The sequence below is a fragment of the Thermodesulfovibrio sp. TK110 genome (assembly GCF_054658355.1).
On sequence record NZ_BAAHNB010000001.1, the window covers coordinates 699413 to 723192 of the forward strand.

The window sequence follows — 23780 nt, forward strand, 5'->3', positions numbered from 1 at the left end:
ACTTAGTTGACCAATAGTTTAAAACAAATATAGAATGAAAGATTATGAAGGAGGTTGTAGTTTGAAAAAAAAGATTTTGATAGCGCTGATAACTTTGTTTTTTGCATTGTTTCTTCTAATAGGTAAAATTGATATCTCATCAATTATTCTTAACCCTGCTATTAATGAACTTCAAGAAATGCTCGGAATGAAGGTATCTATTGATAAAGCTTATTTACATTTTATTCCACTTTATATTGAGTTTAAAAATATTGTCATATTTAATCAAGAAAAAGATAATTTAATGTTGAGTAAAGCTAAGCTTTACATAGGACTAACCAGAGTTTTTAATAAAGAAATAGAAATAAGAAGAGTTGCTCTGTATTCTGGTAATTTCTCAATAAACTATTCAAATTTGAATAAATGCATAAAAAGTATCTCAATTTATTTGAAAAAGCCAACAAAATTTCCTTTAAAATTAAAATTTAACTCTTTTGAAATAGAAAATTTTAATGGTTCAGTTTATGATAGTGATTTAAAATTGAGCTTAAAAGAACTTTATGGAAGAGTTATCTTACAAGCAGGACCTAAAATTTCAATGCTTTCTAATGTAAAACTTTCTTCAGCTCAGTATCCAAATATTGATACACAACTGAAGGCTTCTCTTAAAGTTACAGACAAAGAAATAATTCTTGAGGAATTAAAACTCTTTGATATAAACTCCCTTTTAAAAAGTTCAGGAAGAATAACTCATGATAATTTTTTAGGAGAATTCATTGTTTCTGGAAAGCTCTTTTTTAAATCCCTCATGAAAATTTTTGGACTTAAAGATGGTCATGGCGAAATTAATATTGATGGGAAAATAAATTTTATACAGGCTCAAAAATGGCAGGATAAAATTAAACTGGATTTACAATTTAATGCCTCTTTTCTTCTTGAAGAGTTAATGAAGATTCTGAAAGTTTCTGAAACACTAACAGGAGTTACAGAAGCTAAAGGAGAAGTTGAAGGCTGTCTTTCAGATCCTCAGGTTAATGCCAGAGTACGATTGAAAAAAGGAAACATTCTCGGTGTTAAAGTAGAAACTATAGAATCTCAAGCAATATATAAAAATGGAATACTGAATTTTAAAAATGGAAAAGTAAAACTTTACGGTGGTTCTGCTCAGGCTCATGTCTGGATAACTCTTCCAAAAGTTGTAAGACATTATGTTTTCATTGAATTAAATAATGTGTCAAGTAGCGGAATTTTTGATCTTATTCACTGGAATCCTGGAATAGCAGAGGGAACGGTAAAAGGATGGTTAATTTCAGAAGGAGAAAAATTTTCTCCAGAAGCTTCATTTGTTTATTTAAGGAAAGGGCACAAACCCAATGATTTAAGAGGGAAAATTGAATGGATAAAAGGTGAGTTTAATTCTGCAAAGGATATTTATAAATTTACTTCATTGGAAATTGCTTTATCTAAGAGTCAGATTAAAGCAAGTGGTTATTTAGATACAAAAAACAATAACATTAACTTTGATTTTGCAGGCAGCAGTGAAGATATAAATGAACTTTTAATTCCATATCAAAATGGTATATATGGAAATTTAAATTTCCATGGAAAACTATCTGGAACTACCGAAACTCCTGAAATATCTATTAACTTTTTCTCAAAAAGAATAAGCATTCTTACAAAAGAAATAGAAAAATCTCTTCCGGAGCAAATATTTACATTTGACAATTTAAAAGGTAATATTGTGTATGGGAAAAATATCCTTTTAATCAATGAACTTACAGGGGAAAATATTTTGCTTAAGGGAAAAATTTTATTTCCTCAGGCAAAAAATCTTTTTGAAATAAAAAACCCTGTATATGATCTTTTCTTTTCAATAAAAAATCTGTCTTTAAAAAATCTTCATGTAGAAGGTTTAGATAACGAGATTCAGACTTTTTTGAATTTAGAAGGCTCTATAAAAGAAAGAGGAAAAATTACAGCTAATTTAATTTGCAGTCCTCTGTTTCTGGGGAAAAATAAAATTATTGACAGAATTGCAGGATTAATCTCTTTTGAAAAAAAGGGTATTTTAATAAAAAATCTGAATATTTTTAATAATGCAGATATATTAACTGCTTCAGGTTATTTAAACTTTAATGGAGAAATTAATATTTCAGCAATATCAAAGAGTTTTGACATAACTGATATTGCTCAGAATTATGCAAAAAAAATCGGAATGAAGTATATAGAAAAAGTTAATCTGAATAAATTCAATCTCCAGATTTCTGACTCAATAAAAAATCCTGTAATTGGTGCAAATACAACCATTGTAACAAAGCTGAAAAATGGTAAAAATTTAGATTGTTTAATAACTCTTAGTTATAGACAAAATCATCTTATAATGAAAGCCAATCTTATGAAAAATACTTCCTTTTTAATTGAAGGCTTACCAGATAAAAAACAATGGGATTTTACAGGAAATTTTGTTTCAGCAAGAATTGATCCTGTAGCAGCAGCTTTTGTTAATAATTTACCAGAGGATTTAGTAATTTTAGTTAATGGGAAGTTTAAAGGTTCTTTGATGGATAAAAAATTTGACGCTCAAATTGATTTAAATAGAATATTTACAAGACTTTATGGAATAGGACTCAATAATAAGAATCCTGTTAATATCAGAATAGAAAAAGGCAATGTTTATTTTACTCCTGTGACTCTCTTAGGACAATCCACAGAATTAACAATAAAGGGCAAGATAGTTGATTATTTTGATATTCTTATTGAAGGGTCCTCTGATTTAAAACCTTTCAAAGCTTTATTTAAAGTTGATGACATAAGAGGAAGAGCATCAATGCAGGTTTACATTTACGAAAGCAGGCAAAATCCTGAAATAGCTGGAGGAGTTGATATAACCAATGCATCAATTACTTTAAGAAAAGATATTCCTTCTTTATCCAATATAAATGCCACTGTATCATTTAATGAAGACAGAGTAATTATAGAAAAAGCTTATGGCACATTTTCCGAAGGTAGTATTGAAATGGAAGGAACTGTATATCTTGAAAAATTTGGGATAAAACAACTTGCAGTTTCTGGCAAATTCTCATCAGTCAGATGGATATTTGCTCCAAGATGCTGGGCATATCTTGATGGACAGATTTATCTTACAGGAGCATATTCTCAACCCCTACTTTCAGGTCAGATTAACATTCATAAAGGAGTATATACTGAAAGATTTGACTGGATTCAGCTGGCTCTAAAATCAACTCCCACAAAACTCACTGTAGCAAAAGACAGCTGGCTCAGTAACCTGAGATTTAATTTACGAGCCCAAACCAGCAATTTCTTTGTCAATAACAATCTTGCTACAGTGAATTTAAATAGCGATCTTCTTTTAAGGGGCTCTTTACAGGAACCATCATTAATAGGATGGATAAATGCCAAAGAAGGATGGATTTATTTTAGAGGCAGCAAATTTGAAATTATGCGAGCACTTATTCAATTTAATGACCCAAGCTCAATAAGACCTTATCTTAATGTTTCAGCAAGAACAAATGTATCTCAATATAATATAAATCTTAATCTAAATGGTTACATTGATCAGTTCAATCTCATACTCAGCTCAAATCCTCCTCTTTCAGAGTCAGAGTTGCTCAATTTATTAGTATTGGGGCAGAACGGAGGAGGAAAAGGAATACCTGGAGCTTCAGAAGCTGCTTCATTCATCACAGGACAGATGCATGAACTCATTGAAGAGAGAGTGAGAGGGCTTACAGGACTTGATGTAATGACTGTTGAGCCAGGAGTATCAAAAACAACAGGCTCTATAGCTCCAAGAGTCACAGTAGGTAAAAAACTTATGGATGGCAGACTCACTGTTACTTATTCCACTCAAGCTGGAGCAACTGCTGAACAAATAATAAAAGTTGAGTATCTGGTTAAAAAAGGCGTATCTTTAGTAGGCACAAAAGACGAAATTGGAGGCATTTCAGGTGCGATTAAGTTTCGCTTTGAGTTTCGTTAGCATTTTTATAATTTTATTTAATTTTGCATATGCAGGAGAATATATCAAAAAAATAGAAATAGAAGGATTAAAAACTTTTCCGAAAAAGGAATTTATTTACCTGATAGGGATAAGTGAAAATGAAACTTTTACTCCTCAGGAAATAACTGAGGGAATAAAAAGAGTATTTTTGAAGGATTCATTTGATGATATAGTTGTTGAGTATAAAGAAGGTATAATGAAAATTTCAGTTAAAGAAAAACCTTTGATAAATAAAATAGAGATAAAAGGAAATGAATATTTCACGGAAAAATTTTTTAAAAAACTGTTAAGTTTTAAAAAAGGTGACAGATTAAAAGAAATAGAGCTCAAAAAAACTCAGCATAACATTGAAAAAGAACTTAAAAAGAGAGGATTTATAAACTGTCAAGTTAAGATAGAAAAAAAACTTTCTGAAAACCTTGCTGATATAACAATTTATATAAATGAAGGAGAGCCATTGAAAATAAAAAGTATAAAATGGGAAGGAACTTTTGATGAATACATTAAAAATTTCATTTCTTTGAATGTAGGAGATCCTTTTGATAAAGTAATGCTTGAAGAATTTCTCAAAAAAGCAAAGAACTATTTTATAAAACAAGGATTAATTGGCTCTGAATTTTCATATTCATTCAAAGATGGAGAGCTTACATTAAGAATTAAAGAAGGCAAAAAACTTCAGTTAGACTTCATAGGAGTTAATTCTTTAAGTGAAAGGGATTTGAAAAACATAGCCATGGCTCATTTTCAGGATCAGATTAATGAAAACATTATAAAAGACAGCATAAATAGTTTAATAACCTTTTATAGGGCAAACGGCTTTCTTGATGTAAAGATTACTTCTTTATTAGAACAATCAAAAGATGAATGGAAAATAACATATTTTATAAATGAAGGAAGTAGAAAATTTGTTAAAAAAATTGAAATCCAGACAAAGATTCCCAGAGAGGAAATAGAAAAAATTCTTGCAAATAAAGAAGGTTTTCCTTTTAATCCTGAAGAATTAGAGAATGACAGACGAAGAATTGAAGAATACTTTAAAACAATAGGATATTTTAATTGCAGAGTTTTTCCTCCTCAATTGCAGGAGGAAGACAATAGTGTAAGTATTTTATTTAAAATTCAGGAAGACAAACAGATTAAAATAAAAAAAATTGAATTAACAATAAAAAATAATTTATTAAAAGCAGAAGCTGAGGAATTAGCAAAAACTTATATAAATTCTCCGTTTAATGAAACAATTTTTCTTGAAATGAGAAGAAAAATCAGGGAAATTTATTTAAAAAATGGTTATCCAGAAGTCAGGATTGAGGGAAATTATGAAATAAAAAACTCTGATACATATATAAACTTAAAAATTGAACCTGGTATCAAAATGTATTTTGGTAAATCAATTATTTTAGGTAACGAAAAAACAAAAACTAAATTTATTTATCAAAGACTTTTACCAAAAGAAGGTCAACCATATAATCTTTACACATTGGAAGAGGAAAGGCAAATTCTTTATAAAACAGGACTTTTTTCTCGTATAGATGTAAAACCTCAATCCATGGATAATTCTATGGACTTAATTTATAATTTTGAAGAAGCTCCAGCAGGAGCCTTTGAATTTGGCTTCGGATATGGAGAATATGAAAAAGCAAAAGGTTTTGCAGAGCTTTCTTATATAAATTTATTTGGCATGAATAAACAGATATTTTCAAGAGTTGAAATAAGTAGTTTAGAAAGGCGAAGCTATATAACCTATGTTGATCCATGGATATGGAAGGATCTTACTTTTAAATCCTCCTTAGTTTTTGAAAGAATGGATTTTAAAAACATTGATACAAAAAATATTATCTATAAACTAAAAAGATATAGTGTATCTGCTGGATTTGAAAAGAAGTTTTTTGAGTCTTTCAAAGCTGAACTTCTTTATGAAGCAACATATTCAAAAACATGGGATGTCATGCCTGAGGTGGTTATCTCTGATCAGGATATTGGGAAATTATTTATCAGTGGAATAAAAGCTTCATTAATATATGATAGCAGGGATAATCCTTTTGATCCAACAAAAGGATGGCTTGCAGGAGTTAGTTCTAAACTTAGCAGTGATTTTTTAGGTTCTGAAATAAATTTTATAAAATCATCATTTTATATCAATAAATATACAGAATTATTAAAAGGTCTTGTTCTTGCAACTTCTCTACGTGGAGGCTGGGCATGGCTTTACAGAGGTACGAATAATTTACCCATTTCAGAAAGATATTTTCTTGGAGGAAGAGATACAGTAAGGGGTTATGCTCAAAATACCCTTGGTCCTAAAAAGGATAACCAACCAACAGGTGGAAATGCTTTTTTGATGGGAAACATTGAATTTAGAACCTATCTTGGTAAAAACTTTTCCATAGTTAACTTCCTTGATTTTGGTAATATCTGGAAAAGGGTAGGGGATGTAGATATTTCAAATCTCAAATATACTACAGGTGCTGGATTAAGATATAAAACTCCTATTGGTCCTTTAAGAATAGATTATGGATATAAACTAAATAGACAGGCAGGTGAATCTCATGGGGAAATTCATTTTAGCATTGGTCATGCTTTTTAGTTCACTATTTACTTCTATAGCCTTTCCAGAGGTTATAGATAGAGTAATTGCTTATGTGGACAGTTATGCAATAACTTTGAGAGATTTTGAAAGTGTAGCTCTTAAAATGAAAGAAAAAATTCCCAAAATTAAGAACGAAGAAATTTTAAACACTATGATTAATAGAGTTCTTCTTCTAAAAAAAGCAAAAGAGCTTTTTATTGAGGGTAAAGATGAAGAATTAATTAATAATTATATTGATTTGAAAATAAAATCAACCATAATAATTCCAGAAAATGAGATAAGAAAATACTATGAGCAGAACAAAACTCAATTTAAAAACATTCCATATGCATCTGTGAGAAATGAAATTGAAAAATATTTATTTGAAAAAGAGTTAAATAAAAAACTTAAAGAACATATTGAAGAATTAAAACAACTATCAGATATTAAAATAATTTTTATTCCATGAACTCATAAATGAGAGCTACTTCGTCGCATTCAGGGAATTTTGGACATCTAATACAGTCACCCCATATTTTTTGAGGAAGTTTTGATTTGTCAAGTTCTTTAAATCCAATTTTTTTAAAAAATTCAGGAATATATGTTAAAACAAAAACTTTTTTAACCTTTAACTTTTTAGCTTCATTAAGGCATTTTTTAACAAGAAGGCTTCCAATTCCTTTTTTTTGTGAATCTTTTTTTACTGCCAGAGACCTTATTTCAGCAAGATCTTCCCATAATATGTGCAATGCACAAACTCCTTTAATTTCGTTATTTTCTTCAGCAATAAAAAAATCTCTAATATTTTCATACAGTTCATTCAAAGAACGTGGAAGCATCTCACCTTTTTTTGCAAACTCATTGATTAATCTGTGAATTGATTTAATATCGGAGACCAGTGCTTTTCTAACTTTCAATAATTGAAAAACCTCTTAATATAAGATTTTTATTAATCTCAACCATTTCTTTTCTTTTAGAAGGGATGATTTCTTCAATGGTTTCAAGAACTTTTTCTATATTAAATATTCTGGATATTTTAACAAAAGCTCCGAGAAGAACCATATTTGCAAGTTTGGGGTTAGCTATCAAAGATGCTTCCTGAGAAGCTTCCACTGGATAAATGTTAATATCAGAACGGCATTTTGAATTTTTTATTATTGAAGAATCGTAAATAAGACAGCCTCCTTGAATTATTCTATTGATAAATTTATTAAAAGATGCTTCATTTAAAACAATAAGATAATCTGTGTCCTTCACTATTGGCGAACCTATAAGTTCGTCAGATATTACAACCATACAATTAGCTGTTCCTCCTCGCATTTCAGCTCCGTAAGATGGAAACCATGTTACTTCTTTATTTTCTTTCATAGCAGCATGAGCAATAACTTTACCAAGGAAAAGAATTCCCTGACCACCAGAACCTGCGATTATTATGCGTTGTTCCATTTATCCTTAATTACTCCTAATTTAAATTCTTTCATCATGCTTTCTCTGAGCCACTTTAAAGCTTCTTCCGGAGTCATTCCCCAGTCAGTAGGGCAGGGTGAAAGAATTTCAACAAGGCTAAAACCTTTTCCTTCCATCTGATATTTAAAAGCTCTTTCAATATATTTTTTTGTTATAACAATGTTTTTATAACTATCAAGAGATCCTCTTGCAATAAAAGCTGAACCTTCAAGCACTGCAAGTACTTCTGAGACATGAAATGGATATCCTGCAACCTCAGGAGCTCTACCAAATGGAGTTGTTGTTGTTTTTTGTCCAATCAGAGTTGTTGGAGCCATCTGTCCACCTGTCATGCCATAGTTTGCATTGTTAATAAAAAATACTGTTATGTTTTCACCACGATTTGCAGCATGAATTATTTCAGCAGTTCCAATTGCTGCAAGATCTCCATCTCCCTGATAGGTAAATATTACTTTATCAGGACATACTCTCTTCATTCCGGTTGCTGCTGCAGGTGGTCTTCCATGAGGGATTTCAAGCATGTCTATATCAAAATAATCATAGGCAAATACAGCACATCCAACAGGTGCAATCCCGATAGTTATTTCTTTTATTTTAAGTTCATCAATTACTTCTGCAATAAGTCTATGAACAATGCTGTGTCCACAGCCAGGACAGTATCTAAAAGGAACATTTTTTAATGATTCAGGTCTTGAAAATCTCTTTTTCATAATGTGTTATTATAACAGAAATTTTTATAATTTTTCATTATTCCTTCCATAATTCCATTTTCACTTATATTCAGTTTTTCAGCATTTAAATAATCAGCAACTTCTTCTAAAATAAGCAATCCAGCACATATAATATCTGCTCTATCAGACGGCATTCCTTTGATTTTTTTTCTCTCTTTTAAAGAAATAGATAATAATTTTTTAAGTATTTGTTTAGTTTCTGCAACACCAATCTCAGCCATGTGAATTTTTTCTGGTATATATTCCGATAATTCAAAATTAATCATCCCAAGGGTGGATGCTGTCCCTCCAGTGGTAATAAATCTGTCAATTTTTACCTGTGGCAAAGATTTTCTTATTTCTTCTTTTATAAATTTTTTAGCATTGGATATTTCTTCTTCAGAGTAAGGCTCTTTATTTAAAAATCTTTCTTTGATTTTCAATGCACCTATAGGCATAGAGCCAATCTTAAAATTATTTCTACTTGAATGTATCCATTCTGTGCTCCCTCCTCCAATATCTATTATAAAAACAGAATTCTCTTCTTTTAATTCCTCATCCATAACTCCATGTAATGTATAGTAGGCTTCTTCTTTTCCAGAAATTATATGAATATAAATTCCTGTAGATTGCTTTACTGTTTTACAAAAATATAAACTATTTTTAGCTTCTCTTAAAGCACTAGTTCCAACTGCAATAATGCAAGAAACATTAAATTTTTCAGATATTTTTTTAAAATTTTTTAAAGTTATAATTGAACTATTTATCGCTTTTTCTGTAATAACTCCTTTCTTAATGAGATTTTTACCAAGTTGCGTTACAACTCTATCAGTATAGATTTTATTAATTTTATTTGCCTTGATATTTCCTATTAATAGCCTTAAAGTGTTACTTCCAATATCTATAACTGCTATATTTTCAGTAGGTTTCATAGTAGGTATTGACAATCTCAACAACTGCTTTATTTACAGGAACTTTTTTAGTTTCTTTAGTTCTCCTTTTCTTGATTTCAATTTTATTTTCTTTAAGTCCCTTTTCTCCAACTATAACCTGAATCGGTATTCCTATTAGATCAGCATCTTTAAATTTAACTCCTGGACGTTCATCTCTGTCATCAATTAAAACTTCCATATGTCTGTCTGCAAAGCTATTATAAATTTCAATAAGTTTTTCATATAATTCCTCTGCAATTTGAATCGTTTCAGAATTCATGTTAAGAGGAATAATTTCTATATCAAAGGGAGCTATGCTTTTAGGCCATATTATTCCATCAGCATCGTGATTTTGTTCTATTGCTGCAGCAGCAACTCTTGCAGGTCCTATACCATAACTTCCCATAATAATCGGCTTTTCTTTACCATCTTTATCCAGGAAATAAGCATTCAGAGGTTCAGTATATTTTGTGCCGAGTTTAAAAATATTTCCTACTTCAATCGCTTTTTCAATTCTTAAAGAACTTCCACAGTTTGGACAGTTATCTTTATCTTTAACTTTTCTTATATCCATCCATTGGGCATCAAAGTGTTCTCCGGGAATAACTCCCTTAAGATGGTAATCTTTTTTATTTGCACCTGACACATAGGCAATGCTTTTTTGAATTGAAAGGTCAGCAATTTTTTTAAGTTTATGCCCTGTTGGTCCGATAAATCCAAGTTCTACTCCAAGAATATCCAGTGCCTGTTCAGGTGTGGCAAATCTGAATTCTCCAATAATTCTTGCGAGTTTTTTTTCATTAAGTTCATGGTCTCCCCTCAGCATAATAATTATAGGTTCATTTTTTTCAGATATAACGAGAAGAGTTTTGATAAAATATCTTTCATCTAAACCTAAAAATTCTGCAACTTCTTTTACTGATTTTTTTTGAGGAGTATACACTTCTTCATGTTCTAAATTTAAAGGTAATAGGGTAGGCAGCTGAGATTTAGCAACTTCTATATTAGCTGCATAACCGCAGTTGTCACATAAGACAATATCATCCTCACCAGCAGGCGTTGGAGCCATAAATTCGTGAGATTCCATATCTCCCATTATTCCAGGGTCTGATTCAACTTGATAGTATTTTAAACCACATCTTGTAAAGATTCTGTGATAAGCTTCTGCATGAAGGTTATAATTTCTATTCAATCCCTCCCAGTCAATATCAAAACTGTAACTGTCTTTCATGATAAATTCTCTTGTTCTTAAAACACCACTACGAGGTCTTGCTTCATCCCTTAATTTTGTCTGAATTTGATACCATATTTGTGGTAACTGTCTGTAAGATTTTATTTCCTTTGAAGCTATCCATGCCATAATCTCTTCATGAGTCATACCAAGACACATATCTCTGCCAGTTCTATCTTTAAGCCTGAACATTTCTTCCTTTATAGTATACCATCTTCCTGTTTGTTGCCATATTTCAGCTGGATGAAGAATAGGCATTGAAATCTCTTGAGCACCAATTTTTTCCATCTCCTCTTTAAGAATCGTATTTATTTTATTTAAAACTCGCCATCCAAGTGGCAAAAAAATAAACAATCCAGCTGCAAGTTGTCTTACATATCCTGCTTTAAGCATTAAGATATGAGATATAGCATTAATTCCGGAAGGAATTTCTCTCATTGTTGGAATAAATAACTTAGAATATCTCATCAGTTTCCTCCTAAATTAGAAATAGTAAATTAAGTATAGCACATTTACAATAATGTCTTGAATAATGTCTTAAATGTTTGCAGATAATTTAAAAATTTAACATAATATACATTATCAGACATAATTATAATGATAAAAATTGTTTAAAACCTGTTAAGATTTTTGTGAGAAAATCGCAAAAATTAATAAATTATATGGAAAAATTTTAAATTGAGTATTAGTTGGGCAAGTTAATTTCTAAGTTATTATCTATTGTTAATTAAACTTACAAATGCATATTCTTCATCAACATAATTCACAATGACTTTTGAAATGTTTCCAGGGATAAGCTCTTTATTGTCAATAAAACATTTAATATAATTATCAGAAGTTCCAGAAAAAAACCCATTTTTCTTGTTTTCAAAAATTACTTCAAGCTCGGAGCCTAAAAACTTTTTAATATATTCTGATTTTTTCTTTTTGCCTATTTTTATTAAGTAGTTTGCTCTTTCCTTTTTGATATTTTCAGGAATATGCTCAGACATTTGAGATGCTTTTGTAAAAGGTCTATTTGAGTATGGGAAAACATGGAGATATGAAAATTCAATCTTTTCAATTAATTGTAAAGTTTTTTTAAAGTCTTCTTCAGTTTCTGATGGAAAGCCCAATATTACATCAGTGCCAATTGCAATATCAGGATATAATTTCAAAATTTTTTCTATTACGTGCAGAAATTGAATAGAATTATATGGTCTATTCATCAAATTGAGAATCCTATCGCTTCCATGCTGAATGGGAATGTGAAGATGTTTACAAATTCTACGATCAGAGATTATTTCAAGAAATTCATCATCAATATGATTTACTTCAATAGAACTCAATCTTATTCTAAATCCAGAAGTTTCTTTAAGTAATGCTTTAAGAAGTTTATTCAATCCTGTTTTATTCTCAAAATCTATCCCATAAAGCCCAATATTTATTCCGCTTAGAACAATTTCTTTAATTCCCATTGAAGTATAATCATTAATTTCTCTCAAAATTTCTTCAAATTTATAACTTCTCGGGGTTCCTCTTAAATATGGCACAATACAATAACTGCAAAACTGATTACAACCATCCTGAATTTTAACAATAGCTCTATGTCTTGAAATATTTAATTTATCACTTTTATTTAATGCAATAAAATCATTGATTATATTGCCTTTTTCAAAATTCGCAAATACTTTTAGATTTTCGGTACCTTCAGGATTACAGAGTCCTACATAACAACCTGTTACATAAGCTTTCTTACCTGTCTTTTTAGCTTTATCTATTATCTGTCTTGATTGAACCTCAGCTTTATGAGTTACTGCACAAGTGTTTATAATCCAGATATCTGCTTCTTCTGGATTAGTTGTAACAGTATATCCTTTAAGTTTTAATTCTTTTTCCCATTTCTGGGATTCTGCCTGATTAACCTTGCATCCATATGTAATAAAACATGCTTTCATTTTTGGATAATTTCTCCTTCTAAGGAGTGTCTATGCGCCTTTATAATTTTTACATCAATAATCCTACCTAAGTTGATATCAGAAGGAATTTTTACTACTTTATTTGTTCTTGTTCTTCCTGTTGAATACTTTCCTTCTTTATCTTCAATAAGAACTTCCTGAATTGTACCTTCCAATGCTTTGTTTTTTCTCTCTGTTATTTCATCCTGAAGCCTTAAAACCTCTGTAAGTCTTCTGGATTTAATATCTTCTGGAACAGCTCCATCAAGTTTTGATGCAGGAGTTTGAGGTCTTGGAGAAAACTTAAAAGCAAATATACCATCAAACTGAATTTTCTTTAAAGCATCTAAAGTTTTTTCAAAATCTTTATCCTGTTCTTGAGGAAATCCAACAATAATATCTGAAGTAATAGAAATATTCGGAATTGCTTCACGAAGCCAGCATACCTTTTCATAATATTCCTCATAGCTGTATTTTCTATTCATAAGTTTGAGAATTTTATTTGAGCCTGCCTGAAGAGGAAGATGAATATGTTCACATACTTTTTCACAATCCTTCATTTTTTGAACAAGCCTTTTTGATAAATCCTTGGGATGAGAAGTAATAAAACGAATTCGTTCAATTCCCTTAATTTCATTAATTTTTTCAAGTAATGCAGGAAAATCAATGCTGCCATCTCTGTAGGAATTGACATTCTGTCCAAGAAGTGTGACCTCTTTAAAACCAAGCTCTCCAAGTAATCTAACTTCTTCAAGAACACTTTCTACAGGTCTGCTTCTCTCCCTACCCCGTGTATAGGGAACAACACAGTAAGCACAGTAATTGTTGCATCCATATATTATGTTTACCCATGCTTTTACAGTGTGTATTCTTTTTGTAGGAATTTTAATATTAGCAATATCAGGATTTTCATGAGTAAATATTCTATAAGAATTTTGATTCTCAATAATATTTTCAAGCATATGGATATTATCTGTACCAATAATGTAATCAATATATGGCGCTTTATTCAAAAGCTTTTCACCCTGAAGTTGAGCTATACAGCCTGCTACAACAATTTTTAATTGAGGATTTTTCTTTTTAAGGTGTTTGACTCTTCCAAGACTGCTTAAAAATTTCTGTTCAGCTTTCTGTCTTATTGCACAGGTGTTAAAAATAATAATATCTGCCTTTCTTGGTTCTTCCACTTCAATAAAACCTTTTGACCCGAGGATTCCAAGCATTCTTTCAGAATCATGTTCATTCATCTGACATCCAAAAGTTTTAATATAAACAGCCCTACCCTTCATGTTTTTATTATAACAGGCAAGAATGTGTAATTTTCAAACGTAAAACAATTTGAAAGAGTTAAAAAAATTTGAGCATAATAAAAAAATGATATATGAATTTTTACAGTCAATACTTATTATTTTTGGTATAGCGGGTTTAATTATTTATTTTCTCGGAAAATTTAAAATCCCTGCAGTTGTAGGTTTTCTTATTGCAGGCACGATAATAGGTCCACATGGAATGGCGCTTATAAAGAATCCGCAACAGGTTGAGTTAATTGCTGAAATCGGTGTAATTCTTTTGATGTTTACCATTGGTGTGGAGTTTTCTATTCCGAGATTAATTGCATTAAAAAAAGAAGTGTTTTTATTTGGAAGTCTTCAAGTCTTGCTAACAATAATTGTTATAAGTATCATAAGTCAAATCGCTTTAAATACAGCTTTAAATTTATCGCTTTTTTATGGCTTTATTGTCTCTTTAAGCAGCACTGCTATTGTAATGAAACTTCTTTCTGACAGGGGAGAACTAAATTCACCACATGGAAAAATTTCTCTTGGAATTCTTCTTTTCCAGGATCTTTGTGTAGTCCCTCTTATGCTTTTTACACAGATGCTTTCATCTAAAGGAGGAAGTTTTTATGTTGTTTTAGTAGTTATCTTAAAAGCTTTTCTTATACTTTCTGTCGTTTTCATCTTTTCAAGAATTGCTGTTCCCTTTATTCTTCATGAAATTGTAAAAACAAGAAGCAGAGAATTATTTATAATTGCGATTATTTCAATCTGTCTTGCAACAGCTTTCTTTACATCAAAATTAGGACTTTCCCTTGCACTGGGAGCTTTTTTAGCAGGTGTAGTTATTTCAGAGTCTGAATATTCAGCTCAGGCTGTATCTGACATTTTACCTTTTAAGGAAACTTTTTCAGGTATATTTTTCATCTCCGTTGGAATGCTTTTAGATGTTAATTATATTGCAAATCATATTGCAGAGGAAGCATTTCTCGTTGGAGGGATTTTGTTTTCTAAAGCTTTAATTATTGCTCTTATCATTTACTTTTTCTTACACTCCCTTAAGATAAGCTTGACTTCAGCCTTAGCACTTTCTCAAATTGGAGAATTCTCCTTTATCCTTGCATTTACCGGGAAAACAATTGGGTTATTAAATGAAAATGATTATCAAAGTTTTATTTCTGCCTCTGTAGTAACAATGCTACTTACGCCTTTAATCATAAGATATTCCCCATCTGTGATCAATTATTTAATACGTAAATCACCATTTAAAGCACTTGAAAAGACAAGAAAAATAAAAGAAACAGAAATTGTTGTAAAAAAATCCAATCATGTGATAATCATAGGTTTTGGTTTAAATGGGAGGAATCTTGCAAGGGTTCTAAAAGAAAGTAATATACCTTATGTTATTTTAGAACTTAATCCTGATACTGTAATAAAAATGAAAAAGAAAGGAGAGCCTATTTATTATGGTGATGGAACAAGTCAAGAAATTTTACATAAACTGGGAATTCACAGAGCAAAAATTCTTGTGATTGCCATATCTGATCCATTGGCAACAAGAAAAATCGTTCAGATCGCAAAAACATTAAATCACAAAATTCACACAATTGTAAGAACAAGATTCATGACAGAAATTGAAGAATTAAAAAAGCTTGGAGCAGATGAAGTTATTCCAGAAGAGTTTGAAACATCTCTGGAAATCTTTGCAAGAGTGCTTCATCATTTTGGTGTGCCAAGAAATCAAATATTACAGATGATAGACAAAATCAGAGCAGAAGGATATGAAATTTTACGTCTTCCAGATATACCAAAAACAAGAGCTGGTATTGAATGTGTAGTCTTTGAAGGACTTGATATGGATAGTTTTTTAATAGAAAAAGATTCATGGTTAATAGGACATTCTTTAAAATCTCTTAATATAAGACACAGGGCAAATGTTACAGTAATTGCTATTCAAAGGGGAGAAGAAACGATTCTGAACCCTTCTGCAGATTTCATTTTAAAGGAAGGTGACATAATAATTTACGTTGGCAATAAAAAACAATTAGTTGATGCATTGAATTTTTTTCAAAGGTGAACCTATTTTTTTGGACTTCCATTAAAGGCTATAACTTTTTCTGAAATAGAATAAACGGAGAGGGAGGGATTTGAACCCTCGGTGGAGCTTTTAGACCCCACACGCGATTTCCAGTCGCGCCCGTTCGGCCACTCCGGCACCTCTCCGATTTTTTTATTTTAGCATTATTCTGTAATATTTTCAAAAAATTTTAAAAGCTTTTCTTCATTTTTTTCTAAGAAATCCTCAAGCTCTTTTTTTGTAAGAGGTGCACATTCATCAGGAGATTCTTTATTTACCTTAACAAGCATTATTCTTTTTATTTTTCCTTCAAGCACAGCAACACACATAACTATATCATCCACTAAAAATTCAATTTCTTCAAATTCTTCTATTTTATCAGGAATGTTTTGACAACAAAGTGAAACACTTTTTAAAAATTCCTGATTCTTAATCGTCTCTAATTTAAAAGGCTTCCCAATAAATTTTTTGAATTTTTCCATGTTTTTTCAAATAAAAAAACCGGGGAAAAAGATATCCCCGGTAAAAAATACAGAGTTATCACTTCTTATGGCACTCATTACACTTTGTTGGAGCAGTTTTGCCAGCTTCAACTTCTTTTTTATGACAATCTATGCAGTTCTTATGATAGGCATCCATAGCTTTTGGAGCTCCATTTTTCACTTCTGCAGGATCGTGACAATCTGTACACTTCTGAACTTTTACCTTTGGGTCTGCTTCCTTGTGATGGCACACTTTACAGTCTACCTTGTAATCTGTAGAATGTTTGGCATGAGAAAATTTTACTGGTGGAAATTTTCCCCCTTCAATTTTCAGATCATAGACATCCTGAGGCTGAGCATATACAAAGGAGATCGCGAATAAAAAGACAACAGCAGTTAGAACCATTAATCCTTTTTTAGACTTCAATCTTAATCACCTCCTTTCATGCTTTTTATCAATACTCTTCATGTTCTTCTTCATAACCTGTAAACATAGCCTTAATATGTGCCATCGGAGTATGTCCAAGAGTGGCAAGATAAAAATGCACAATTATAAAAGCACTGAAGAATATCCATAGTCCTGTGTGAATTAATGTTGCAATCTGTATTCCTCCAATAAATTTAGCTAATGAAGCAAAAAGTTGAGGATCCCATAATATTAATCCTGTAACAATTTGGATTGGAATTAATACTACCATAATCATTAAATATGACATCTGCTGAAGTGGATTAAATTTATTATCAGGTGTGGGATGATGAGGATTTTTATCACCTACCATAATACCGTATCCATAGTATTTTGCCTGTCTTATTGAATTTTTAATAAACTCCAATGGCTTCCAGAATGGCGGAATGTATATTTTGAATAGTTTTCCTGAAAAAAGATAATACAGCAGCCATATAAAATAGTTTGCAAGCAGGATAAAACCAAGCCAGCTATGAATCTGCACAGCTGTTTCAAAGCTCATCAATCCCATTGAATCCACAAATCTTATCTGAGCTCCAGTTAGTATTAGAATAATAAAACCTATTGCATTTATCCAGTGCCAGATTCTAACAGGTAATGGATGAAGATATATTTTTTTCATTATTTTCCCTCCTTTCTTTTTCTTCTGACAGGTGCAGTTAAAATTCTTAGCGTTATATGTCCTATAGGAACAGCTATTCCACCCAATAAAGCAATGAAGAATAAAATGTCAAGGATTTTTATTTTTGTTAATGCCAATACATAAAAATCTTTAATATTCGGGATTGCATAGGCTGAGTTCAAAGCTCTGCTGTCAAGGTCAAATTTAACAGGCTTTTCACCTTCTCTGTTAATTTCAAATTTTGCAGCAAATGAAGCTACTGGATTATGGCATGCTGCACAGTCTTTTATGGCTTTTGATTTTGGCTCTATTTTATGGGCTTCATTAGGATCTAAAACATCAATTCTACCTGAAAGATTCGCCTTTGACCTTGCCTTTACTGTAGACATAAATTGCCAGAGCTCTTCTATTTGAATTTTTCCATCATTATTGTAATCCACTTTACTTTTGACTTCTTTTATATCAACACCGAAAATCCTGGCAACTTCAGCCTCTGTTAATGGCTTATTCTTAGCTCTATCAAAAAGTGTAAGATAAACTGCTTTGTTAGCATTTGTATGACATGCAGCACAGGATGCGGAATTAAAATGAGCATCTACAAATGTGGTGAGTCTCAGAGGAGGATTCCAGAGCCATTTATTATGACCTGTTTTAACATCTTTATGGCATTTTGCGCAGGAATCTCCAAGTTTTGCAACATTCGTTGATAAAACATCATGAGAATTATGACAGGATGCACAGGTTGGAGCATTCTGTTTGCCATCATTTATAGCTTTCTGATGAACACTTGCTCTGAAAGCCTTCCCTGATTCTGAATGACATTTTATACAGAGTTCAGAACTTGCAGTTTTATCTTTTGTTATTAATTCTACTTTATGATAACCATGACATTTAAGACAATCAGGAGATTGTTGATTACCTTTTTTAAGAGCCTCTGAGTGAATGCTTATATCATATTTTTTTACTGCTTCCTGATGACAGTTGTTGCAAACATCTTTTGCCTTTGCTCTGTAATCTTTTACGGACTCAAAGCTTCTTACAGGATGCTGCTTAGTAGAAAACTCTTTGTGACAATCTGTGCATTTTAGTTTTTTATGGACAGAACTTAAAAGATCACTCTCCTTTACCTGAACTGATAGTGTCTCTCCATTTTTCATCTTCATAACAATACTGCTGCTGTGACATTTTAAGCAGTATTCATTTTCAGGGAGTGACTTAACAACCTTAACTGATTTTACTCCATGATAACCATGACATTCAATGCAGGAAGCTGTTTTAGTCAGAGCATAATGAGCAGGATTTTTCTTAAGCTCTTTATCAGTATGGCATTTCGTGCAAATAGCAGTCATTTTTGTTCTATATTCTGATTTACTTTTATAGTCGTAAATGGGATGTTTTACCTTTGAAAAATCATCATGACAAACAAGGCATTGAAATTTACCATGAACAGATTTTTTTATCTCCTGTTCATCTACTTTAAGAGAAATCTTTTCTTTACTTGGCAAACTTTTAGTTATATTAAATTGATGGCAGGTTAAACAGTATTCATTAAAAGAGACTTTGTTTTTCCAATCTTTTATAGAGTTAATATAGTGAGACCCATGACATTCTGCACATAAAACATCACCTTTTTTCACAACTTCCCCATGCATTTTGGGTTTCATTAAAGAGTCTTGAGGATGACATATAAGGCAATTTTTTGAAAATTCTTTTGTATAAACTTTTTTATCCGCTACTCTTTTTGGTCTTGGATGATTTTTTAATGTAATATCTGGATGACAGGAGGAGCAATCCATAGCTCCATGAACAGATTTTTCAAATTTAGCACCATCAATATAAAGAGAAAGGGATTCTCCATTATCTAATTTTTTCACTAAGGTTTTCATTCCATGACATCGCAAACAAGATTTTACATCATCAGAAACTGCATCTTTTACCGGAATAAAATAGGAAATCAAAAAACACAGAATAATAACACTCCCGATTAATATCCCTCTCATCCCTCACTCCTTTAAAGATTTTTCTTTAAACGTTTGGAACATTATACCACAAGATTAAGAGAATATCAATGTTTTATATTGCAGAATTTATAAAAATTTTTAAAATAATTGATAATTATTTTTTATAAAGAGGATCTTCGCAGGTATTTTTAAGACAGTACTTTATGGTTTCTTCAATCTGGGAGGCTATTTTTTCTGAGAAACCAATTAATGCTTTATTGCCAACAAATGTAACAGGAACACCTGTTGGAGTTATATTGTAGGCTTTTGACAGTGTTTTAAGAAACTCTATTGATGCAGGAATTGATACTTCATAATCTTTAATTTGCAGTGAAGGATATTTTTTCTTTAAATCAGATAGAAAAATTTTCTCCTTAGCACAATGTGGACATCCTTCTGCCCAGAAAAGATAAAGAATAACAGGCTTTTTGTTTTTACAATATCCGGAAGAGACAAATACGAAAAGCAATAGAATTAATGTAAAAATAATTAATTTTTTAAAGTAGCTCATAGAAAAATATATCACAGGTATGATAAATTAATCAATTAGCAACATATAATTGGAGGGATAATGCTTAATAGACTGAATGAAAAAGTTTGGAATTTTTTTGCTTCTGTTGACTTAGCAGTGGCTCTATTCATCATTATTTCAACTGGAGCTGCTATTGGCACAATTATTCCTCAAAGCATTGAGCCTGAGCCAGTTATTAAATTTTTCTCCAAATTCATCTCAATCTCATCTGCTCATAAAGCTTACGAAATCATTAGCCTTTTTGACCTTAATAATGTTTACCACAGCTGGTGGTTTACTTTTTTACTATTTATGTTCGCATTAAATTTAATTGTTTGCTCAATTGAGAGATTACCTACCCTTTTAAAATCTTTCAAAGCACCACTCCATCCTTATCCTTTACAGGTACTTGATAAAATGCCAATTAAAAAAACTATAAAAATAAATAATGACAGAATAGTTGAAAGAATTAAAGAAGTTTTTAAGAATAAAGGATTTTCAACACATATTTTTGAAACCCAGGAAGGATTTCAAATCCAGGCAAAAAAATGGAATAAAACAAGACTGGCAGTATACTTAACTCATTTAAGCATTCTTATAATTCTCGCTGGAGCTTTAATAGGAACTTTCTTTGGATTTCGTGGTTCTATGAATATAATTGAAGGAACAGCACTAAACTTTGCTATTTCAGATGAAGGAAAAGCTATTCCACTTGGTTTTGAGGTTAAATGTGAGAGATTTGAGACAGAATACTATGAAAACTCTGCCACGCCAAAGGCTTACAGAAGTTATCTCAAAATTATTGAAAATGGTAAACCTGTACGAGAAAACATTATCATTGAAGTAAATCAACCTTTTACATATAAAGGAATTATTTTTTATCAGGCAACATATGGATTTCAGCCTACAGAGCATGCTGAATTTAGATTTACTTATTTTGATAAAACAGAAAGAGAAAAAAACATTAATGTTCATTTTGAGGAAAAATTTAAAATACCTGGCACCTCAGTTACTGCCTCTGTTGTAGATTTTTCACCTGCCCTGGGAATAGATGAAGAGGGTAAACTTTTTAACATGAGTTCTGAAATGATTAATCCTGCTGTACTTGTAGCTTTTGAAGACAATGGCAGAAAAACTCAACAATGGATATTAAAAAAAATTCCTGAGACATGGCAAACTCCTTATGGCAAACTCAGATTTAATGAACTATGGGGAGCCCAATTTACAGGATTACAGGTGAAAAAAGACCCTGGGGTTCCTTTAATATACATAGGTTCAATTTTAATGTGCTCAGGGCTTTTTATATGCCTTTTCTTAAGACCTATCAATTACTTTGCAATGATAAATAAAGATCAGATAACTTTTTATTGTCCAACATCAAGGGGAATGGTTGAAAATCAAATTGATGAGATAATAAAAAAACTGAAAGGAGATGAAGCATGAGTTATCAGATCATATCTATTGCAGGACTTCTTTACATTCTTGCAATGCCAGTTTATATTGTTTACATACTCACAAGAAATAAAAAAATCGGGTTTGCTGCAACAGGAATGCTTTCTGCAGGAGCTCTTATTCACATTTATGGATTTATCCAGAGATTTAAGGAAATGTATGCAATAAATCATTCAATTATGAGAAGTATTCCGATTACCAATCTATATGAAAGTCTTGTTTTTTTCGTTTTATGTATAGTATCAGGTTATCTTTTTATTGAGTGGAAATATAAAAATAAAAGCTTTGGAGTTTTTGTTTCTATTATTGCAGGTATAACAGTTGGACTTACTGATGTTCTCGGAATAACTAAAGAAGTTCAACCTCTTATTCCCGCTCTGAAAAGCAACTGGTTATTGGCACATGTTACACTGAGTTTTATTGCTTATGCTGCTTTTGGAATAAGCTTTATAACAGCGCTTCTTCATGTGATAATGGAGACAGAGAATAAAAAATCTTTTAAATACATTTTTTCCACATCAATTTTGGGCTTTATGGTTTTTATGTTTATATCATTAATATTTGATAGTTTCTCAGCATCAAACCCAAAATCAATAAAAATCTTTCATTCAACCTTAGGAAACTCCTCCATGATAGTATCTATTTTCTGCTGGATAGCATTAATAACAATTATTTTTCTTTTCTGGAGATTTGGTAACCTCATAAAAAACATCCTTCAAAGTTTGAAAATTACTTCAGGATTTCTTGAAGATATAACCTATAAAGGAATAGCTTTTGGTTTTCCCATATTTACTATTGGAGGTTTGGTTTTTGGTGCAATATGGGCTGATCAGGCATGGGGAAGGTACTGGGGATGGGATCCAAAGGAGACATGGTCATTGATAACATGGTTTGTTTATGCTTTTTATCTTCATGCAAAATTTATCAGAGGATGGAAAGGCACAAAAACTTCAATTATAGCTGTGATTGGCTTTCTTGTAACGGTTTTTACATATCTTGGGGTAAATTTATTCCTGAGCGGACTACACTCATATGGAAGCATGTAACTCATGATTGTACTTGGAATTGATACATCCTGCGATGATACATCAGTAGCAGTTTTAGAGAACAGAAAAATTTTAAGCAATATTGTATCATCTCAAATTAAGTTTCACACAAGATACGGTGGTATTGTGCCTGAGATAGCTTCTCGTAAACACATTGAATGGATTTGGGAAGTTGCTGAAAAAGCTATCAATGAAGCAGGAGTAACATTAAAAGATATTGAACTAATAAGCGTTTGTAATGGACCTGGCTTAATTGGCTCTCTTTTAGTCGGGCTTTGTTTTGCAAAAGCCTTAAGCTATTCTGCAGGAAAGCCTATTATTGGAGTAAATCACCTGGAAGGACATATTCAAGCAATTTTTCTGGAAGAAAAATTTCCAGAATTTCCCTTTCTTACTCTTGTAGTTTCAGGAGGACATACAACTCTTTACAGAGTTGACGATTTTGGAAAATATAAAGAACTTGGAAGAACCAGAGATGATGCTGCTGGAGAAGCCTATGACAAGGTAGCAAAAATGCTCGGACTTGGATATCCAGGTGGACCGGCAATTGATGCACTGGCAAAGGAAGGAAATGCTGAAAAATTCAATCTTCCAAGGCCATATCTACATGGAAGTCTTGATTTTAGCTTCAGTGGATTAAAAACAGCGGTTAAGGTTCTTTTAAAAAATCTTGGATATGAAGAAGAGATTCCAGATGAAATAAAAAAGAATATCTCAGCAGCCTTTCAATCCTCAGTGGTTGATGTTTTGATTGAAAAAATAAAATGGGCAGCATCCATGGAAAAATTAAAAAGGGTTGTTATAACAGGCGGAGTTGCCGCAAATAGTGAATTAAGAAAAAGAGCTGGGATAATAGAAGAACTGGAGATTTATCTTCCCTCAAAATTCCTTTGCACAGATAATGCTGCAATGATAGCTGTTGCAGGATACCATAGATTTCTTAGAGGTGAAAAATCTAATCTTTATCTTAATGCAAGAGCCTATTTACCATTATAAACAATTTT

Annotated in this window: 19 protein-coding genes and 1 tRNA gene; 7 read left to right on the forward strand and 13 right to left on the reverse strand. The window is 31.4% G+C overall.

The genetic code is table 11. The annotated features are described in order from the left end of the window. Window positions 1-61 precede the first annotated feature (61 nt). From ACYQ3X_RS03700 to ACYQ3X_RS03710, 3 genes are read left to right on the forward strand one after another with little or no spacing between them, the layout of a single operon-like run. Window positions 62-3979, forward strand: a complete 3918-nt coding sequence (locus ACYQ3X_RS03700; protein WP_460180484.1) for a translocation/assembly module TamB domain-containing protein — start codon at window positions 62-64, stop codon at window positions 3977-3979. Then, window positions 3948-6584 (forward strand): BamA/TamA family outer membrane protein, encoded by a 2637-nt coding sequence (locus ACYQ3X_RS03705; RefSeq protein WP_460180485.1) that lies wholly within the window; start codon window positions 3948-3950, stop codon window positions 6582-6584. The genes ACYQ3X_RS03700 and ACYQ3X_RS03705 overlap by 32 nt, the downstream gene beginning before the upstream one ends. Then, window positions 6547-7035 carry a hypothetical protein gene (locus ACYQ3X_RS03710; RefSeq protein ID WP_460180486.1) on the forward strand — a complete coding sequence of 163 codons (489 nt, stop codon included), beginning with the start codon at window positions 6547-6549 and terminating at the stop codon, window positions 7033-7035. Before ACYQ3X_RS03705 ends, ACYQ3X_RS03710 begins: the two co-directional genes overlap by 38 nt. On the opposite strand, the gene ACYQ3X_RS03715 is transcribed toward ACYQ3X_RS03710, so the two are convergent. The 7 genes from ACYQ3X_RS03715 to miaB form a co-directional block, all read right to left on the reverse strand. Beyond that, on the reverse strand, window positions 7025-7483 hold the full coding sequence (locus ACYQ3X_RS03715; RefSeq protein WP_460180487.1) for an N-acetyltransferase: 459 nt from the start codon (window positions 7481-7483) through the stop codon (window positions 7025-7027). The two genes, ACYQ3X_RS03710 and ACYQ3X_RS03715, sit on opposite strands and share 11 nt — an antisense overlap. After that, the gene (locus ACYQ3X_RS03720) at window positions 7473-8012 is read right to left on the reverse strand and encodes a 2-oxoacid:acceptor oxidoreductase family protein (protein ID WP_460180488.1); all 540 of its coding nucleotides are present in this window, start codon (window positions 8010-8012) and stop codon (window positions 7473-7475) included. Before ACYQ3X_RS03720 ends, ACYQ3X_RS03715 begins: the two co-directional genes overlap by 11 nt. After that, a complete protein-coding gene (locus ACYQ3X_RS03725; protein ID WP_460180489.1) occupies window positions 7997-8743 on the reverse strand; it encodes a thiamine pyrophosphate-dependent enzyme in 747 nt (248 codons plus the stop codon). Before ACYQ3X_RS03725 ends, ACYQ3X_RS03720 begins: the two co-directional genes overlap by 16 nt. Further along, window positions 8740-9675 (reverse strand): Ppx/GppA phosphatase family protein, encoded by a 936-nt coding sequence (locus tag ACYQ3X_RS03730; protein WP_460180490.1) that lies wholly within the window; start codon window positions 9673-9675, stop codon window positions 8740-8742. Before ACYQ3X_RS03730 ends, ACYQ3X_RS03725 begins: the two co-directional genes overlap by 4 nt. Beyond that, window positions 9662-11374: a proline--tRNA ligase gene (locus ACYQ3X_RS03735; protein ID WP_460180491.1), complete on the reverse strand. Its 1713-nt coding sequence runs from the start codon at window positions 11372-11374 to the stop codon at window positions 9662-9664. Before ACYQ3X_RS03735 ends, ACYQ3X_RS03730 begins: the two co-directional genes overlap by 14 nt. A 245-nt stretch (window positions 11375-11619) precedes the next feature. After that, window positions 11620-12843 carry a MiaB/RimO family radical SAM methylthiotransferase gene (locus ACYQ3X_RS03740; RefSeq protein WP_460180492.1) on the reverse strand — a complete coding sequence of 408 codons (1224 nt, stop codon included), beginning with the start codon at window positions 12841-12843 and terminating at the stop codon, window positions 11620-11622. Then, window positions 12840-14132 carry a tRNA (N6-isopentenyl adenosine(37)-C2)-methylthiotransferase MiaB gene (gene miaB, locus ACYQ3X_RS03745; RefSeq protein WP_460180493.1) on the reverse strand — a complete coding sequence of 431 codons (1293 nt, stop codon included), beginning with the start codon at window positions 14130-14132 and terminating at the stop codon, window positions 12840-12842. Before miaB ends, ACYQ3X_RS03740 begins: the two co-directional genes overlap by 4 nt. Before the next feature lie 85 nt (window positions 14133-14217). On the opposite strand from miaB, the gene ACYQ3X_RS03750 reads away from it, so the two are divergent. Next, a complete protein-coding gene (locus ACYQ3X_RS03750) occupies window positions 14218-16197 on the forward strand; it encodes a cation:proton antiporter domain-containing protein (protein WP_460180494.1) in 1980 nt (659 codons plus the stop codon). A 55-nt stretch (window positions 16198-16252) separates the two neighbouring features. Here ACYQ3X_RS03750 and ACYQ3X_RS03755 read toward each other — a convergent pair. From ACYQ3X_RS03755 to ACYQ3X_RS03780, 6 genes are all read right to left on the reverse strand, one after another. Continuing rightward, window positions 16253-16343: transfer RNA gene (locus ACYQ3X_RS03755), tRNA-Ser, on the reverse strand. Window positions 16344-16361: 18 nt separating this feature from the next. Beyond that, on the reverse strand, window positions 16362-16679 hold the full coding sequence (locus tag ACYQ3X_RS03760; RefSeq protein WP_460180495.1) for a hypothetical protein: 318 nt from the start codon (window positions 16677-16679) through the stop codon (window positions 16362-16364). A gap of 58 nt (window positions 16680-16737) precedes the next feature. Then, on the reverse strand, window positions 16738-17106 hold the full coding sequence (locus ACYQ3X_RS03765; RefSeq protein ID WP_460180496.1) for a cytochrome c3 family protein: 369 nt from the start codon (window positions 17104-17106) through the stop codon (window positions 16738-16740). A 28-nt stretch (window positions 17107-17134) separates the two neighbouring features. After that, complete coding sequence (locus ACYQ3X_RS03770; RefSeq protein WP_460180497.1) at window positions 17135-17767, reverse strand: cytochrome b/b6 domain-containing protein; 633 nt, start codon at window positions 17765-17767, stop codon at window positions 17135-17137. Then, on the reverse strand, window positions 17767-19767 hold the full coding sequence (locus ACYQ3X_RS03775) for a cytochrome c family protein (RefSeq protein ID WP_460180498.1): 2001 nt from the start codon (window positions 19765-19767) through the stop codon (window positions 17767-17769). The genes ACYQ3X_RS03770 and ACYQ3X_RS03775 overlap by 1 nt, the downstream gene beginning before the upstream one ends. A 115-nt stretch (window positions 19768-19882) precedes the next feature. Next, complete coding sequence (locus ACYQ3X_RS03780) at window positions 19883-20278, reverse strand: TlpA family protein disulfide reductase (RefSeq protein ID WP_460180499.1); 396 nt, start codon at window positions 20276-20278, stop codon at window positions 19883-19885. Window positions 20279-20338: 60 nt separating this feature from the next. On the opposite strand from ACYQ3X_RS03780, the gene resB reads away from it, so the two are divergent. From resB to tsaD, 3 genes are read left to right on the forward strand one after another with little or no spacing between them, the layout of a single operon-like run. Then, entirely contained in the window at window positions 20339-21721 is a 1383-nt protein-coding gene (gene resB, locus ACYQ3X_RS03785; protein WP_460180500.1) for a cytochrome c biogenesis protein ResB, read from the forward strand. Then, window positions 21718-22776, forward strand: coding sequence for a c-type cytochrome biogenesis protein CcsB (gene ccsB / locus ACYQ3X_RS03790; protein WP_460180501.1), 1059 nt, complete (start codon window positions 21718-21720; stop codon window positions 22774-22776). The genes resB and ccsB overlap by 4 nt, the downstream gene beginning before the upstream one ends. A gap of 3 nt (window positions 22777-22779) precedes the next feature. After that, window positions 22780-23772, forward strand: a complete 993-nt coding sequence (gene tsaD, locus ACYQ3X_RS03795; protein ID WP_460180502.1) for a tRNA (adenosine(37)-N6)-threonylcarbamoyltransferase complex transferase subunit TsaD — start codon at window positions 22780-22782, stop codon at window positions 23770-23772. The last annotated feature ends 8 nt before the right edge of the window (window positions 23773-23780 follow it).

Excerpts from the sequence above, each read along its gene's own strand:
- ccsB (WP_460180501.1), top strand. The coding sequence starts at position 21,718 with ATGAGTTATCAGATCATATCTATTGCAGGACTTCTTTACATTCTTGCA.
- miaB (WP_460180493.1), bottom strand. The coding sequence starts at position 14,132 with ATGAAGGGTAGGGCTGTTTATATTAAAACTTTTGGATGTCAGATGAAT.
- resB (WP_460180500.1), top strand. The coding sequence starts at position 20,339 with ATGCTTAATAGACTGAATGAAAAAGTTTGGAATTTTTTTGCTTCTGTT.
- ACYQ3X_RS03780 (WP_460180499.1), bottom strand. The coding sequence starts at position 20,278 with ATGAGCTACTTTAAAAAATTAATTATTTTTACATTAATTCTATTGCTT.
- ACYQ3X_RS03735 (WP_460180491.1), bottom strand. The coding sequence starts at position 11,374 with ATGAGATATTCTAAGTTATTTATTCCAACAATGAGAGAAATTCCTTCC.
- ACYQ3X_RS03775 (WP_460180498.1), bottom strand. The coding sequence starts at position 19,767 with ATGAGAGGGATATTAATCGGGAGTGTTATTATTCTGTGTTTTTTGATT.
- ACYQ3X_RS03740 (WP_460180492.1), bottom strand. The coding sequence starts at position 12,843 with ATGAAAGCATGTTTTATTACATATGGATGCAAGGTTAATCAGGCAGAA.
- ACYQ3X_RS03770 (WP_460180497.1), bottom strand. The coding sequence starts at position 17,767 with ATGAAAAAAATATATCTTCATCCATTACCTGTTAGAATCTGGCACTGG.
- ACYQ3X_RS03710 (WP_460180486.1), top strand. The coding sequence starts at position 6,547 with ATGGGGAAATTCATTTTAGCATTGGTCATGCTTTTTAGTTCACTATTT.
- ACYQ3X_RS03725 (WP_460180489.1), bottom strand. The coding sequence starts at position 8,743 with ATGAAAAAGAGATTTTCAAGACCTGAATCATTAAAAAATGTTCCTTTT.
- ACYQ3X_RS03730 (WP_460180490.1), bottom strand. The coding sequence starts at position 9,675 with ATGAAACCTACTGAAAATATAGCAGTTATAGATATTGGAAGTAACACT.
- ACYQ3X_RS03760 (WP_460180495.1), bottom strand. The coding sequence starts at position 16,679 with ATGGAAAAATTCAAAAAATTTATTGGGAAGCCTTTTAAATTAGAGACG.
- ACYQ3X_RS03720 (WP_460180488.1), bottom strand. The coding sequence starts at position 8,012 with ATGGAACAACGCATAATAATCGCAGGTTCTGGTGGTCAGGGAATTCTT.
- ACYQ3X_RS03750 (WP_460180494.1), top strand. The coding sequence starts at position 14,218 with ATGATATATGAATTTTTACAGTCAATACTTATTATTTTTGGTATAGCG.
- tsaD (WP_460180502.1), top strand. The coding sequence starts at position 22,780 with ATGATTGTACTTGGAATTGATACATCCTGCGATGATACATCAGTAGCA.